Consider the following 13,414-nt stretch of genomic DNA (forward strand, 5'->3'; position numbering starts at 1 on the left):
CCCCTGCGAGAGGACCCATGCAGGCCCCACCAGGGTGTTTCGCGGTGTTAACGCCCGGTTCTGCCGGACGGGAGCGGATAGTATGGCTCTTTCGTAGTCCTTTTTTTGCGATCGCTCAACCGCCCCTTGCGGCCAATCTGGCCTTCCCCGGCTGGCGTGCCAGGGAACGTGGTGAACCGCGCCGAGATCCCGCTCGGCGCGCCCCCCTTTTTTTACGACAACCGCTTCACCGCGGCTTCGACCGCGGCCTCGGCGGTGATGCCGAAATGCTTGTAGAGCTCCTTGTAGGGGCCGCTTTCGCCGAACGAATGCATCCCGATGAATTCGCCGTCCTTGCCGATCACGGCATCCCAGCCCCAGCGCACCGCGGCCTCGATCGCGATCTTCACCGGTGCGTTACCGATGACGGCAGCGCGGGCTTCGGCCGGCTGCTCCAGCAGCAGTTCCAGCGAGGGCACCGAGACCACCCGCGCCGGAATGCCGCGCTCGGCGAGCTGCTTCTGGGCGGCGACCGCGATCTCGACCTCGGAGCCGGACGCGAACAGCGAGACCTTGGCTTCGCCCTGAGCCGCTACCAGCTCATAGCCGCCACGGCCGCACGGGTTGTCCGCCGGCGCATTGGTCCGCAGCTGCGGCAGGTTCTGCCGCGTCAGCGCCAGCACGGTCGGACCGTTGGTGCGGTTGAGCGCGAGCTCCCAGCATTCGGCGGTCTCGATCGCGTCGCAGGGCCGGAACACGCGCATGTTCGGGATCGCCCGCAGCGCCGCCAGATGCTCCACCGGCTGGTGCGTCGGGCCGTCCTCGCCGAGACCGATGGAGTCGTGGGTCATCACATAGACCACGCCCGCGCCCATCAGCGCCGCCAGCCGCATCGCCGGCCGCGCGTAGTCCGAGAACACCAGGAAGGTGGCGCCGTTCGGCGCGAAGCCGCCATGCAGGAAGATACCGTTCATGCACGCGGCCATGCCGTGCTCGCGGATGCCGTAATGGATGAAGCGGCCTTTCGGCGTCTTGGCCGAGAACGAGGTCGCCGACTTCGCCTTGTTGTTGTTGGAGCCGGTGAGGTCGGCACTGCCTGCGAGGAACTCCATCGGCATCGCGGCGGCGATCACCTCGATCGCGGCTTCCGAGGATTTGCGGGTGGCGATGTTGAGCGGATTTTCCAACAGCGCCTTCTTGTGGTCCTTCAGCGCCTTCGCCAGCGAAGCGGGGCGCTCGTGGCGCAGCCGGCGCTCGAACTCGGCGCGCTTGCGCGGGCCCATCTCGGCGAGCCGCCCGTCCCATTCGGCGCGCGCAGCGGCGCCGCGGGACCCGGCCTCGCGCCAAGCCTTCAGCACGTCTTCCGGCACGAAGAACGCCTCCTGCGAGATGCCGAGCTTCTCCTTGGCGCCCTTCAGCTCCTCAGGCCCGAGCGCCTCGCCATGCACCTTGGAGGTGCCGGCCTTGGTCGGCGCGCCGAAGCCGATCGTGGTCTTGCAGGCGATCAGCGACGGCTTGCTCGATTTCTGCGCGCGTTCGATCGCAGTTGCGATCGCAGCGGGATCATGGCCGTCGATCAGTTCGGCAGCCCAGCCGGCCGATTTGAAGCGCTTCACCTGGTCGACGGAATCGGCGATCGAGGTCGGTCCGTCGATCGAGATGCCGTTGTCATCATAGAGCACGATCAGCTTGTTCAGCTTCCAGTGCCCGGCCATCGCGATCGCTTCCTGCGAGATGCCTTCCATCAGATCGCCGTCGGAAGCCAGCACGTAAGTATGGTGATCGACGATCTTCTTGCCGTATTCGGCCTGCAGCATCTTTTCCGCGAGCGCCATGCCGACCGCCGTGGAAATGCCCTGGCCGAGCGGGCCGGTGGTGGTCTCGATGCCCTTGGTGCGGAAATTCTCCGGATGGCCCGGCGTCAGCGAATCGACCTGGCGGAACCGCTTGATCTGATCGAGCGTCATCTCCTCGTTGCCGGTCAGATAGAGCAGCGCGTAGAGCAGCATCGAGCCGTGGCCGGCGGAGAGCACGAAGCGGTCGCGGTCGGGCCAGGCCGGCGCCGCCGCATCGTATTTCAGGAAGCGCGTGAACAGCACTGTGGCGACGTCGGCCGCGCCCATCGGCAGGCCGGGATGGCCCGATTTGGCCTTCTCGACGGCATCCATCGCGAGCGCGCGGATGGCATTGGCCATGCGGGAATGATCGACCTGCGTCATGATGGAGATCCGTCTTGAAATGAGATGCCGTGTACGAGGAGCCCGCCGGTAACGGCGGATGGTGCGAGATTCCGGGCTGGATAGCACCTCGGTTCCGGGAGTGAAAGGCAATCAAACGCGGAAACCCGCGCCCCGTTCCGTGGTGCGGCAGGCGCTATCCGGACAAATACGGGAAATCCGCTTAGCAGTGCATAGTTTTGCCGCAGCGTTGCGCTTTCCTCGCCCGGCACGTAAGTTTCTGCCCGTAAGCGCTTGCCGGACGGCGGCTTTTGACCCGCGGCGGGCGCTTCTCGAAGGGCCCGCGTCCGACCCATGAGTGATCATCTGAGTGATCATGCCGCCACGCTTCCCGGCCAGGCGGAACCTGCCGCTTTCGAGCTGGAAGCGGCGACCCGTCGCCTGATGGCGGCGCTGGACGCGCTGGAGAGTGCGGTGGAACGGCGCCGCGAGGCCGATCGCGATGAAGACGAGCTGGCGACACGGATCCAGGCGCTCGGCGCCGATCGTTCGCGGCTCGCCGATGAGCTCGACGGCTCCCTGATGAAGTCGCGCAAGCTCGAGCGCGCCAATCGCGAGATCGCCGAGCGGCTCGACACTGCGATCGGCACCATTCGCGCGGTGCTCAACGGTGGCGGAAGTCACGACGAGGATGCCGAGGAATGAGCCACATCAACGTCACCATCAACGGCCGCCAATATCGCATGGCGTGCGAGGAAGGCCAGGAACTGCGGCTGCTGAAGCTCGCCGAGAGCCTGGAAGCGCGCATCACCAATCTGCGCGGCAAGTTCGGCGAGATCGGCGACGCCCGGCTGACGGTGATGGCGGCGCTCACCGTGTGTGACGAACTGATCGACTCCAATCAGCGCGTGCGCGCGCTGGAGGAGGAGGTCGAAGGCCTGCGCAGCGTGCGCAACCAGGCTACCGACCGCGCCCGCGCGACCCAGACGGCCGTGGCGAAAGCGCTCAACGCCGCCGCCGAGCGCATCGAGAAAACGACGCAGGTTTTGAACCGCACCATCGGCGGCGGCGTCGCGATCGGGTGAGAGCCCGACGCGTACTAACAGCTGTCTAGCGCGACAGCGGTGTTATTTGCTCCGTCATTGCGAGCGAAGCAATCCAGGGTTACGCGAAGAATCTGGATTGCTTCGCTTCGCTAGCAATGACGCCGCAAAATCGAACTGGCACCAGGGGGCGGCCAGCTCGCCGAGGCTCAGCCCGACGAAGCCGAGCACGAACGCGCCGCCGATGCCGTGACGGCTGAAGCTGGAGTTCGCGCCGATCGCCGTGCCGAGGATCAGCATGCTGCCGGTTCATGCCGCGTCGCGCCGCGGTTCCGTTGTGCCGCAGCGAAGGCGATCGCAACGCGAGGGCGATCAGTCGTGACGGCGGGTCTTGTGTCGCGCCGTCGACTGGGCCATCGCATTGCTCGCGTTGGCGCTGCTGCCGAACGGGTTGGGATCGCAATAGCCCGAGGCGCCCGAGGCCCGGGCCTGACACTGCGCGAGGCTGGTGTAGCCGCAACCGCGCATGCCGCTGGTGCTCATCAGGCAGTAATCGTCGGCACGTGCGGCCGGCGCTGTGGCAGTGACGGATATGGCGGCGCAGGCGGCCGCGGCGGAGAGACGGATCGACCGGGAGATGATGGTCATGTGTGTACCCAGTGTTGGAGGAGGGGCATCGGGCGATGCTCCATGAGTCCAACTTGCCGGCGATCTGTTATTTTGATAATTCCGATGAAATCAAATAGCTTATTTGAAAAGGCCAAATAATGAGCCGCTTGGAGATCGGCGAGCTCGCTGCCTTCGCTGCGGTGGCGGAATCGCTCAGCTTCACCCGCGCTGCGACTCAGCTCGGACTCTCGCCGCCGACCGTGAGCCAGACCATCCGTGCGCTCGAAGACCGGCTCGACGTTCGGTTGTTCAATCGCACGACGCGGAGTGTCGCGCTTACGGAAGCTGCCGAACGCCTGCTGCGCGAGGTGCAGCCGATCCTGCGCGCCGTCGATGACGCGCTCGAGAACGTCAATCTCTTCCGCGACAAGCCGATGGGAACGCTGCGCCTGGCCGTGGTCCGCGCTTTCGCATCTCGCGTGCTCGTTCCTCTCATCGAGCCGTTCCTGCTTGCCTATCCGGACATCCGTCTGGAACTCGCGGTCGATGATACCGAGAGCGACATCGTCAGGAATCGCTTCGATGCGGGTGTCCGGCTCGGCAGCATGGTCGAGCGCGACATGAAGATCGTCAGGGTCACCGACGACTTCCGGCTGTTCGCGGTTGCCGCGCCGGCCTATCTCGCGACCCATCCCGCTCCGCTGCAGCCGCAGAACCTGCATGCTCATAACTGCATCCGCTATCGGCGCCCCGGTGACGGCGCGATACAACCATGGGCCTTCGCGAAAGGCCGTCAGCGCGTTGAGATTTCGGTGGAGGGGTCGCTCACGATCAACGACGTCGAATTGCAGCTGGATGCGGCTCTCGATGGCGTCGGGATCACCTATCTCCCTGAGCCGATCGTGAGCGGGCATCTCGCGACCGGCCGGCTGGTCCGAGTTCTGCACGGTTGGGAAGATCTGGTTCCCGGACTTTTTCTCTATCATCCGAGCCGCCGGCAGACGCCGGCGCCACTCCAGGTGTTTCTCCGCTTCGTCAAGGACTGGCGCAAGAAGCAGCCGGCATAGGGCACTCTCCTGAGTGCTGTGTCCATCTGTCCGCGGATGTCTCGGTGATCGCGGCCGCGCCAGGCGTTGATCACGCGCATCATCGTCTCGATACCTGCCTTGTCGTTCTGCAGAGTTGTAGGGTGCACAAAGGCGCGGAGCGCCGTGCCCACGGCCTATCGAGCTGGAAAAAATTGGTGGGCACGCCTCCGCCTTCGCCCTTCGGGCTACGGCGGACAAGTCGCTTTGTCCACCCTACCCGATTTGTTGCACGCGCGATCGAAACAAGCGGAACTCCATTTGGGCGTGCGAGTCTGCTAGAGCTTGAGCGCGCACCTGAAGCCGGAGCAGAGCATGTCAGCCAATCCGCCCCAATTCCCGTCCCGCCTTCTCGACCGCTACGCCCTCGTCACCGGGGCGCCGCAAGGCATCGGCCGTGCGGTCGCCATTCGCTTCGCGCAGGAGGGGGCGCATGTCGCCCTCAACTACATCGGTCCGCGCGCGGCGGCGGAAGACGCGCTGGCGCGGGTCCAGGCGGCCTCGGCCGCGCGCGGACATGAGAAGCGCGACCATGTCATCGTGCATGCCGATATCGGCGTCGAGGCCGATATCGACGCCATGTTCGAGACGCTGCTGTCGCGCTGGCCGCGGCTCGACTGCCTGGTCAACAATGCCGGCTTCCAGCGGGAGTCGCCGAGCGAGGCGCTGGACGTCGAAACCTATCGCAAGATCCTCGAGGTCAATCTCACCGGCGCCGTGCTCTGTGCGCGACATGCGCTGGCGCATTTCGTTGCGCGCGGCGAAGGAGGCAACATCATCAACACGTCGAGCGTCCATCAGATCATCCCGAAACCAGGCTATCTCGCTTATTCGATCTCAAAGAGCGCGATGGCGGGTCTCACCCGTACGCTGGCGCTCGAGTTCGCCGGCCGCGGCATTCGCGTCAACTCCGTCGGCCCGGGTGCCATCGACACGCCGATCAACGCGGCCTGGACCGACGATCCGGTCAAGCGCGCCGCTGTTGAATCCCACATCCCGATGGGGCGGGTCGGCACGGTGGAGGAGATTGCCGCCGTGTTCGCATTCCTTGCCTCGGACGAGGCGAGCTACATCACCGGCCAGACCCTCTATGCCTGCGGCGGCGTCTCGCTGTTTCCCGAATTCCGCGACAACTGGGCGAGTTAACTCTGCGGGGACAGTGCTACGACGGGCTTGATGAATGGCCTGAGGAGGCGCAATGTCGAGCCGGTTTCGTGATTGTGATCAGGGAACAATTCGTCGCGCTTAACGGGTCCGGCCAGTCGATGAACGTGGTGAGCAGGACATCGAACATCCGAGTCATCCTGTTGCTGGTGGCGATTGTCGTCAGCGGTAGCTTGGCGCCGCTCTATTTCAGCGACCTGTTCACACGCCATGATCAGCCGGCCCCCGTCGCGCCTTCGGCGAGCAACGACAGCGATGCTGCGAAGCCGCCGACTTCGCAGCAGGCCGCCCCCACGACCCTCGCCGGGGTGCAGAAACAGGCCAGCGATCTCGCCGCGACGCTGGGACCATCGCCATCTCCTTCGGCACCGGACGACGGCACCCCGTCGTTCGATGTCGTCAGTGTCGAGCCGACGGGCGAGGCCGTGGTCGCCGGCCGGGCGGCGCCCGGTGCGACGGTCGAGCTGTTGCGCAATGGCGAAGTGCATGATCGGGCGGTTGTGGGCAAGTCCGGACAGTTCGCGATGGTGCCGCGCCCGCTGCCACCCGGAACCTACGACTTGACCCTGCGCGCCAGGCAGCCGGACGGCAAGGAGATCGCGTCCAAGCAGAGCGTGGCAGTGGTGATCGATCCCACCAGCGAGCGCCAGAAATCTGCCGGCGAGCGGCCGATGGTGGCGCTGATGACCCCCGATAAGCCGACGGTCGTGTTATCGCGCCCGACCGGTCCGGCGGAGAGCGTGGCGGTGGAGACGGCCGACGTCGATGCCTCCGGCAAGCTCCAGGTGAGCGGCCGCGCGCATCCCGGCGCCGATGTCAGGCTCTATCTCAACGACAGCTTCATCGCGTCTGCGACGGCCGGCGCAGACGGGCGGGTTGCCATCACGATCAAGGAAGGCGTGGCGCCGGGCCGCTATCGTGTCAGGCTCGACGAGGTGGAGTCCGGATCTGGAAAAGTCCGCAGCCGCGCCGAGGTGCCGGTCACGGTGCCCGAGATGACGGCTGCGCTGTCGCCCCGGGAGCCTGCAGCGGCCGCGCCGGAGAAAGGTGCGGCGCGGCAGACGGCATCGGCCGACGCCTCCGGCACTGTCCCGCCGGATGAAGGCAATCCGTCGTCTGTGGTCGTATCCAAGATCGCCACCGTCACCGTGTCCCGCGGCGATAGTTTGTGGCATATCAGCCGGAAGGCGCTTGGCATCGGCGCGCATTACGCCGTCATCTACAAGGCTAACCGCGAGCAGATCCGAAATCCCGACCTCATCTATCCCGGCCAGGTCTTCGTGCTTCCAAAGCGGCCGTAATTACGCATAGGGGTCGATCAGCTTCTGGTGCTCGGCGCTGTGCCGAACGAGCATGTCGATGAAGGCCCGGACCTTGGCGGACAGGTGATGCCGGTGTGGGTAAACCGCATTCATCGACATCTCCACCGGCCGGTACTCGGGCAAAAGGCGCACCAGCCGTCCGGCTTCGAGATCGTCGCGCACCAGAAAGCCGGCCGCGAGCGCAATTCCGACGCCCTCGAGCGCTGCACGCCGCAAGGCCTCGCCGCTGCTCGATACGAGATTGCCGGACACGCGTACTGATGCCGGGTGCCCGTCCCGATCGACGAAGCGCCATTCGGTGCCGAACGGATAGTTGGCGTGACGGAAGCAGTTGCGTGCGCTCAACTCGTCCAGCGTTTGCAGCGGCCCATGCTTTTCCGTGTAGCCTGGCGAGCAGCACAGCACATGCCGCCAGGTCGCGAGGCTGCGGACGATCAGGCTGGAATCCGGCGGCGTCGTCAGCCGTAGCGCCACGTCGAAACCCTCCTCGATCAGATCGACACTGGTCTCGCCCATCATCAGCTCGACCTTGACGTCTGGATAGCTGGAGAGGAAGTGCGCCACCACCGGTGCGATGAACGGCACGATATGGGTCGCCGAATGGACCCGGAGGGTGCCGCGCGGGGTCGCGTGCAAGGCGCTCGCGATGTCGTCCGCCTGCTCGAGATCGGCGAGAATCTGCGCGGTGCGGTCGTAATAGGCCTTGCCGATCTCGGTGAGGCTCACCTTCCGGGTGGTCCGATTGAGCAGCCGGACGCCCAGGCGGTCCTCGAGCGCCTGCACATGGTTGCTGACCATGGTGGTCGACATGTTGAGGCGGCGCGCCGCGGCTGAAAAGCCGCCGGTTTCGACCACCCCGGCGAAGGCGGTCAGGCTGGCAAAGCGGTCCATGTCCGATCTCCGATTGTCCGCTCTGACCGGATAATCCTTTCAGATTTGGACGGATTATCACGAGCCGCAGGACATCGCATCTACAGCTGCAAAGGACGGCGCCTCTGTCACGCGCAGCGTCCGGAGCAAGCCATGTCAAATGTTGCCTATGTCTCTGAAGCAAAACAGAAAACGAGTCTCCGCCCATCGCGCACGGCGATCAAGCGGGCTGGGCTCGGGCTGCTGCTGGTGCTCGGCGCCGTTGCCGCCTCCCGTTACGGCTACGATTATCTGACCGTCGGGCGCTACCTGGAGTCGACCGACGACGCCTATGTGAAGGCGGATTCCACGATCATCTCGCCCAAAGTGTCCGGCTATATCGCCAAGGTGCTGGTCGGCGACAACGAGAAGGTCAGCGCCGGCCAGGTGCTGGCGCGGATCGACGATCGCGACTTCAAGACGGCGCTCGACCAGGCCCGCGCCGACGTCGCCGCGGCTGACGCCTCGGTCCATAACCTCGATGCGCAGCTGGAACTGCAGCAGCAGATCATCGCGCAGGGCAGCGCCGATGTCGCCGCCGCCGAGGCCAATCTGAAATTCGCGCAGGAGGAGCGCGCCCGCTACGACGATCTGATGAAGACCGGCTCCGGCACGGTGCAGCGGGCGCAGCAAACCGATGCCGCATTGCGCGCCGGCAACGCGCAAGCGCAGCGCGCGAAGTCGGGGCTCGCTGCCGCGCAGCGGCAGGTCGATGTGCTCACCACCGAACGCGCCAAGGCCGTGGCGCAGCTTGCCCGGGCCCGCGCGGTCGAGCAGCAGGCGTCGTTGAACCTCTCCTATACCGAGATCATTGCGCCGGTTGATGGCACGGTCGGCGCACGGTCGCTGCGTGTCGGCCAATATGTGCAGGCGGGCACGCAGCTGATGGCCGTGGTGCCGCTGGATGCGGTCTATGTGGTCGCCAATTTCAAGGAAACCCAGCTCACTTACGTGCGCGCCGGCCAGTCGGTCGAGATCAGCATCGACGGCTTCCGCGACCAGACCCTGCGCGGCCATGTCGACAGCCTGTCGCCGGCCAGCGGGCTCGAATTCGCGCTGCTTCCGCCGGACAATGCGACCGGCAATTTCACCAAGATCGTGCAGCGCGTGCCGGTGAAGATCGTGCTCGACGATCACGGCCTGACCGGCCTGTTGCGTCCGGGCATGTCGGCGGTGCCGACCGTCGATACCAAGGCCACCGTGCTCGCCGCGCGCGACGAAGCCAAGCGGCTGGCCGCCAACGCCATCCGGCCGCACGGCGGCTGATGTTCTTACGTCCCGCGAGCAAGAGCTGCTCGCGGGCAAAAGACTGGATCGCGTCGCTGCGCTCGCGATGACGAGAGTTGTGGGCGCATGACGGCGAACCCCGGCCGTCATTGCGAGCGAAGCGACGCAATCCAGACTTCATCCACGGACGAATCGTCCGAGATTTATCTTCCAGGAGGCGCCGATGAGCGCTCGTCATCCCTCAACTGCGGTGCAGTCCGCGGCTTCGGCCTCGCCAAATTCTCCGAGTTCAGCCGCTTCTGCGACCGTCTCAGCCAAGACCTGGATCGCGGTGATCGGCGCCACACTCGGCGCCTTCATGGCGGTGTTGAACATCCAGATCGTCAATGCCTCGCTCGCCGACATACAAGGCGCGATCGGCGCCGGTATCGACGACGGCGGCTGGATCTCGACCTCCTATCTGGTCGCCGAGATCGTCGTGATCCCCTTGAGCGGCTGGCTCGCCCAGGTGTTCTCGATCCGCCTCTATCTCTTGACCAATGCGATCCTGTTCCTGGTGCTGTCCGCGGCCTGCGCCCTGGCGCAGGACCTGCCGCAGATGATCGTGCTGCGCGCGGTGCAGGGCTTCACCGGCGGCGTTTTGATCCCCATGGCATTCACCTTGATCATCACATTGCTGCCGCGCGCCAAGCAGCCGGTGGGGCTCGCGCTGTTTGCGCTGTCCGCGACGTTCGCGCCGGCGATCGGCCCGACCATCGGCGGCTATCTGACCGAGAATTTCGGTTGGCAGTACATCTTCTATGTCAACCTGGCGCCGGGTGCGATCATGGTCGGCATGCTCTGGTATGCGCTGGAGCCCAAGCCGATGAAGCTTGCGCTGCTCCGCCAGGGCGACTGGCCGGGCATCGTCACCATGGCGATCGGCCTGTCGGCGCTGCAGACCGTGCTGGAGGAGGGCAACAAGGACGACTGGTTCGGCTCGCCCTTCATCGTCAAGCTCTCGGTCATTGCGACGCTCGCGCTGACGGCGTTTTTGCTTATCGAGCTCAGCGTCGAGAAGCCGCTGCTCAACCTGCGCCTGTTGTTCCGGCGCAATTTCGGCTTCGGCATCCTCTCCAACTTCCTGCTCGGCATTGCGCTGTACGGTTCGGTGTTCATCCTGCCGCAATATCTGTCGCGCATTCAGGGCTACAATGCCGAGCAGATCGGCATGGTCTTGGCGTGGACGGGGTTGCCGCAGCTCGTGCTGATCCCGTTGGTGCCGCAGCTGATGCAGCGCTTCGACGCGCGCGTCGTGATCGGAATCGGCTTCGTGCTGTTCGCCGGCTCCAACTTCATGAACATCTTCATGACCAACGATTACGCCGCCGACCAGCTGTTCTGGCCCAATGTCGTGCGCGCCATCGGGCAGGCGCTGGTGATGGCGCCGCTGTCGGCGGTTGCGACCGCCGGCATCGAGCCGGAGAACGCGGGCTCGGCCTCCGGCCTGTTCAACATGATGCGCAATCTCGGCGGTGCCGTCGGCATTGCTGTGCTGCAGACCGTGCTGACCAAGCGCGAACAGTATCATTCCAACGTGCTGATGCAGTCGGTCACCGTGTTCGAGCCGGCGACGCGGACGCGGCTCGATCAGCTCACACAGTATTTCGTCAATCATGGCATCGCCGACCGCACTGATGCCTCGCGCCGCGCCTTCGTCGCGATCGGCCACATCGTGCAGAAGCAGGCATTCATCCAGGCCTTCAGCGACACCTTCTTCCTGCTCGGCGCCGCCCTGATCGTGGCCCTGGTCGCGGCGATGTTCTTGAAGAAGCCCGGGCACGTCTCGGCGGGGGAAGCGCATTAGGAAGTGCTCGTAGCCCGCGTGAGCGAAGCGACACGCGGGACCGCCCGCGCGGCCCCCCGTATGTCGCTTCGCTCACCCGGGCTACATGACGGTGGCGCTTTGCTCCCCTTGCTTGCTGTGGACTCTAAGCGGAACAAGGTCGCGGTCATCGTTGATGTCTTGAGCCCACGAAGCGAGCGATAGGAAGACTGCCTGTTGCACGTACCAATGAGCTCCACATCTCCGCAGGCACCTTTGGATTGAGACAGCCAGAATAATAGAGGTGCTCATCTAGGTGTCCTTCCGACGACCACGTAATTCAATGGACGGGGCGTCGGTCGCGTATTCGAGGCAGAGAGCAGAGCCAGGTCGGACAAGTACATCTTGTCCTTGTTTCGGGCGGTAGCGTGCAAGACGCGAACGGAATGCCTCGAACTCGGATGGACTCACCTGAAAAGAGCGTTCTCCGGATACAGCAACATGGCTCTCGCCTTTGTAACTGCCTTTCCCATCACTCGATACGCTTACGGTGTAGACCGGACATGAACCAAGACAGGCCGTTGCATGATAGGTGATGGTCTCGGGTGGCGACGAGGCCGCCAGGACGGTAGTAAGTAGCAGCGCTTTCATGACCGCAGCCCCCCAAAGTTCCGCGCGGGCTCTTCACTTCCGCCAACGCGCCATTCAACGGTGACAGCTGTTTGTCTGCTCTTGGCTTAAACGCGATAGCCGGGCCATGGACAGCAGCGTAGGTTGGGCAAAGGCGTGTTCGTGACACATCCACGTTCCAGCACTCAAAGGTGCCGTGCCCACGTGTTGCTCATTAATACAGGCTCTGATTGTGGGCACGCGCGACCGAAAGTGGCGCTTTGCCCACCCTACGGTAGCTACAGATAGTCGACGGACTGCCCGGGCGGAACGTATCCATACACCCGGAAACCATCGTCCGTTGCAGATGGATCTTTTTGAGTGCGCTTCGAATCTTTTGGCGGTGAGATTTGTCGGTCGCGAATATATCCACGTATCGAATGTCATCGTATCCGCCCTCCTGAAAGTGATAAAACCAGTCGGCATCCGGCGGTGCGTAATATCCGTTGGTGCTCATGGTTCGATAAGTTGTTGCGGATTCGATCTCGAGCAGGGCAGTCCGAAATTCTCTCCATTTCGTGTTGTTCATCACGGGATGAAGTTCGGACATCCTTGCCTTGAAGGAGGGGCAGTCGCCTCCATGGCATGATGATCGTTCAGGCCGGTGTCTAAGATCGTCACGCCTGAATTCTTGCCAAGGCGTTTGCGCCGAACTCTCGCCAAACCGCGCTCCACGCAATAGCGGATCACCGGAGCCAGCTTCTTGCCGTTGATCATCAGCATCCCGCTCTGCAGAGCGGGACGTTCGGCATTCACGCTGCGCAAGAACTCCATAGCTCGCATGTGCTTTTTTTGCTTATCTTTGCTCACGTGCCGATGTCCTGGCTCTCCATGCGCTGTGTCCACGCAATCCTCATCAATATAGCCTGTAATCGTGGGCACGCGCCACCGAAGGTGGCGCTTTGCCCACCCTACGGCAGCTTTACGCGATAATGTCGGAAGAGAAGCTGCGGCGCTCGCCCTCACGGCTTCAGATAGCTCCAGCCGCTTTCCTGCAGTTCGATCAGCCGGATGGCGCCTGATGGCACCAGGCTCGCCTCGGGCACGATGGCGATGGGGTGCCCCTCGCGCTTCTCCATGCCCATCTTGGTGATGTTGCAGGCGGAGAATCTGATGCGGGACGGGAAGCTGAGCTCGGCAATCTGCTTGATCCGGTCTTTGACCGGCGAGGTATCGTCGCGCAGCATGTTCAGCCCAGGACCGTAGGCGACGAGCTCGATCTCGACCTCTTCACCTTTGTCCTTGTATGTTTCCATGATGTTGGTGGCGTTGTTCAACGCGAGGTTCATCACGGCCGGATCGTTCTGATCGACCTGGATGGCCACCCGATGGGGTTTGGCGTCGGCGGCGAGGGCGGGGCTGAGGGCCGCGACCAGAAGGGCGCAGGCGGCCGTGAGCGTCTGGAGGACGGAGCGCATGCCATATC

Annotated in this window: 15 protein-coding genes; 7 read left to right on the forward strand and 8 right to left on the reverse strand. The window is 64.2% G+C overall.

What is annotated here, in order from left to right:
* Nucleotides 1–212: 212 nt before the first annotated feature.
* Entirely contained in the window at nt 213–2,198 is a 1,986-nt protein-coding gene (gene tkt, locus QX034_RS15840) for a transketolase (RefSeq protein ID WP_315701647.1), read from the reverse strand.
* 324 nt (nt 2,199–2,522) lie between these two features.
* On the opposite strand from tkt, the gene QX034_RS15845 reads away from it, so the two are divergent.
* Nucleotides 2,523–2,861, forward strand: coding sequence for a DUF4164 domain-containing protein (locus QX034_RS15845; protein WP_315703104.1), 339 nt, complete (start codon nt 2,523–2,525; stop codon nt 2,859–2,861).
* On the forward strand, nt 2,858–3,241 hold the full coding sequence (locus QX034_RS15850; protein WP_315701646.1) for a cell division protein ZapA: 384 nt from the start codon (nt 2,858–2,860) through the stop codon (nt 3,239–3,241). The genes QX034_RS15845 and QX034_RS15850 overlap by 4 nt, the downstream gene beginning before the upstream one ends.
* A 54-nt stretch (nt 3,242–3,295) precedes the next feature.
* Here QX034_RS15850 and QX034_RS15855 read toward each other — a convergent pair whose 3' ends face one another.
* Both QX034_RS15855 and QX034_RS15860 read right to left on the reverse strand, forming a co-directional pair.
* The gene (locus QX034_RS15855) at nt 3,296–3,499 is read right to left on the reverse strand and encodes a hypothetical protein (RefSeq protein ID WP_316166073.1); all 204 of its coding nucleotides are present in this window, start codon (nt 3,497–3,499) and stop codon (nt 3,296–3,298) included.
* Nucleotides 3,500–3,571: 72 nt separating this feature from the next.
* On the reverse strand, nt 3,572–3,847 hold the full coding sequence (locus tag QX034_RS15860; RefSeq protein WP_315701644.1) for a DUF3551 domain-containing protein: 276 nt from the start codon (nt 3,845–3,847) through the stop codon (nt 3,572–3,574).
* 119 nt (nt 3,848–3,966) lie between these two features.
* Between QX034_RS15860 and QX034_RS15865 the strand changes: the two genes are divergently transcribed.
* The 3 genes from QX034_RS15865 (at nt 3,967) to QX034_RS15875 (ending at nt 7,358) form a co-directional block, all read left to right on the forward strand.
* Entirely contained in the window at nt 3,967–4,875 is a 909-nt protein-coding gene (locus QX034_RS15865) for a LysR family transcriptional regulator (protein ID WP_316195563.1), read from the forward strand.
* Between the two features lie 333 nt (nt 4,876–5,208).
* On the forward strand, nt 5,209–6,039 hold the full coding sequence (locus QX034_RS15870; RefSeq protein ID WP_315701642.1) for an SDR family oxidoreductase: 831 nt from the start codon (nt 5,209–5,211) through the stop codon (nt 6,037–6,039).
* Nucleotides 6,040–6,107: 68 nt separating this feature from the next.
* Entirely contained in the window at nt 6,108–7,358 is a 1,251-nt protein-coding gene (locus tag QX034_RS15875; protein WP_315701641.1) for a LysM peptidoglycan-binding domain-containing protein, read from the forward strand.
* On the opposite strand, the gene QX034_RS15880 is transcribed toward QX034_RS15875, so the two are convergent.
* The gene (locus QX034_RS15880) at nt 7,359–8,270 is read right to left on the reverse strand and encodes a LysR family transcriptional regulator (RefSeq protein WP_315701640.1); all 912 of its coding nucleotides are present in this window, start codon (nt 8,268–8,270) and stop codon (nt 7,359–7,361) included. It lies immediately after the preceding gene.
* 132 nt (nt 8,271–8,402) lie between these two features.
* Here QX034_RS15880 and QX034_RS15885 point away from each other — a divergent pair, with 132 nt between their 5' ends.
* A complete protein-coding gene (locus tag QX034_RS15885) occupies nt 8,403–9,554 on the forward strand; it encodes an HlyD family secretion protein (protein ID WP_315701639.1) in 1,152 nt (383 codons plus the stop codon).
* Nucleotides 9,555–9,738: 184 nt separating this feature from the next.
* Nucleotides 9,739–11,361 (forward strand): MDR family MFS transporter, encoded by a 1,623-nt coding sequence (locus QX034_RS15890; protein WP_315701638.1) that lies wholly within the window; start codon nt 9,739–9,741, stop codon nt 11,359–11,361.
* A 270-nt stretch (nt 11,362–11,631) separates the two neighbouring features.
* Here QX034_RS15890 and QX034_RS34035 read toward each other — a convergent pair whose 3' ends face one another.
* From QX034_RS34035 to QX034_RS15905, 4 genes are all read right to left on the reverse strand, one after another.
* Complete coding sequence (locus QX034_RS34035) at nt 11,632–11,970, reverse strand: DUF6438 domain-containing protein (RefSeq protein ID WP_409977524.1); 339 nt, start codon at nt 11,968–11,970, stop codon at nt 11,632–11,634.
* 193 nt (nt 11,971–12,163) lie between these two features.
* On the reverse strand, nt 12,164–12,538 hold the full coding sequence (locus tag QX034_RS15895; protein WP_315759775.1) for a DUF6678 family protein: 375 nt from the start codon (nt 12,536–12,538) through the stop codon (nt 12,164–12,166).
* Entirely contained in the window at nt 12,517–12,798 is a 282-nt protein-coding gene (locus tag QX034_RS15900; RefSeq protein WP_315701637.1) for a hypothetical protein, read from the reverse strand. The genes QX034_RS15895 and QX034_RS15900 overlap by 22 nt, the downstream gene beginning before the upstream one ends.
* 152 nt (nt 12,799–12,950) lie before the next feature.
* Nucleotides 12,951–13,406, reverse strand: coding sequence for a DsrE family protein (locus tag QX034_RS15905; RefSeq protein ID WP_315701636.1), 456 nt, complete (start codon nt 13,404–13,406; stop codon nt 12,951–12,953).
* Nucleotides 13,407–13,414 lie beyond the last annotated feature (8 nt).

The organism is Bradyrhizobium sp. SZCCHNR3119 (assembly GCF_032487775.1).
Classification (GTDB): Bacteria; Pseudomonadota; Alphaproteobacteria; order Rhizobiales; family Xanthobacteraceae; genus Bradyrhizobium.

Coding starts and splice junctions, on each gene's coding strand:
- QX034_RS15895 (WP_315759775.1), bottom strand. CDS start 12,538: ATGTCCGAACTTCATCCCGTGATGAACAACACGAAATGGAGAGAATTT.
- QX034_RS15865 (WP_316195563.1), top strand. CDS start 3,967: ATGAGCCGCTTGGAGATCGGCGAGCTCGCTGCCTTCGCTGCGGTGGCG.
- QX034_RS15855 (WP_316166073.1), bottom strand. CDS start 3,499: ATGCTGATCCTCGGCACGGCGATCGGCGCGAACTCCAGCTTCAGCCGT.
- QX034_RS15880 (WP_315701640.1), bottom strand. CDS start 8,270: ATGGACCGCTTTGCCAGCCTGACCGCCTTCGCCGGGGTGGTCGAAACC.
- QX034_RS15885 (WP_315701639.1), top strand. CDS start 8,403: ATGTCAAATGTTGCCTATGTCTCTGAAGCAAAACAGAAAACGAGTCTC.
- QX034_RS15870 (WP_315701642.1), top strand. CDS start 5,209: ATGTCAGCCAATCCGCCCCAATTCCCGTCCCGCCTTCTCGACCGCTAC.
- tkt (WP_315701647.1), bottom strand. CDS start 2,198: ATGACGCAGGTCGATCATTCCCGCATGGCCAATGCCATCCGCGCGCTC.
- QX034_RS15890 (WP_315701638.1), top strand. CDS start 9,739: ATGAGCGCTCGTCATCCCTCAACTGCGGTGCAGTCCGCGGCTTCGGCC.
- QX034_RS15860 (WP_315701644.1), bottom strand. CDS start 3,847: ATGACCATCATCTCCCGGTCGATCCGTCTCTCCGCCGCGGCCGCCTGC.
- QX034_RS15905 (WP_315701636.1), bottom strand. CDS start 13,406: ATGCGCTCCGTCCTCCAGACGCTCACGGCCGCCTGCGCCCTTCTGGTC.
- QX034_RS15850 (WP_315701646.1), top strand. CDS start 2,858: ATGAGCCACATCAACGTCACCATCAACGGCCGCCAATATCGCATGGCG.
- QX034_RS34035 (WP_409977524.1), bottom strand. CDS start 11,970: ATGAAAGCGCTGCTACTTACTACCGTCCTGGCGGCCTCGTCGCCACCC.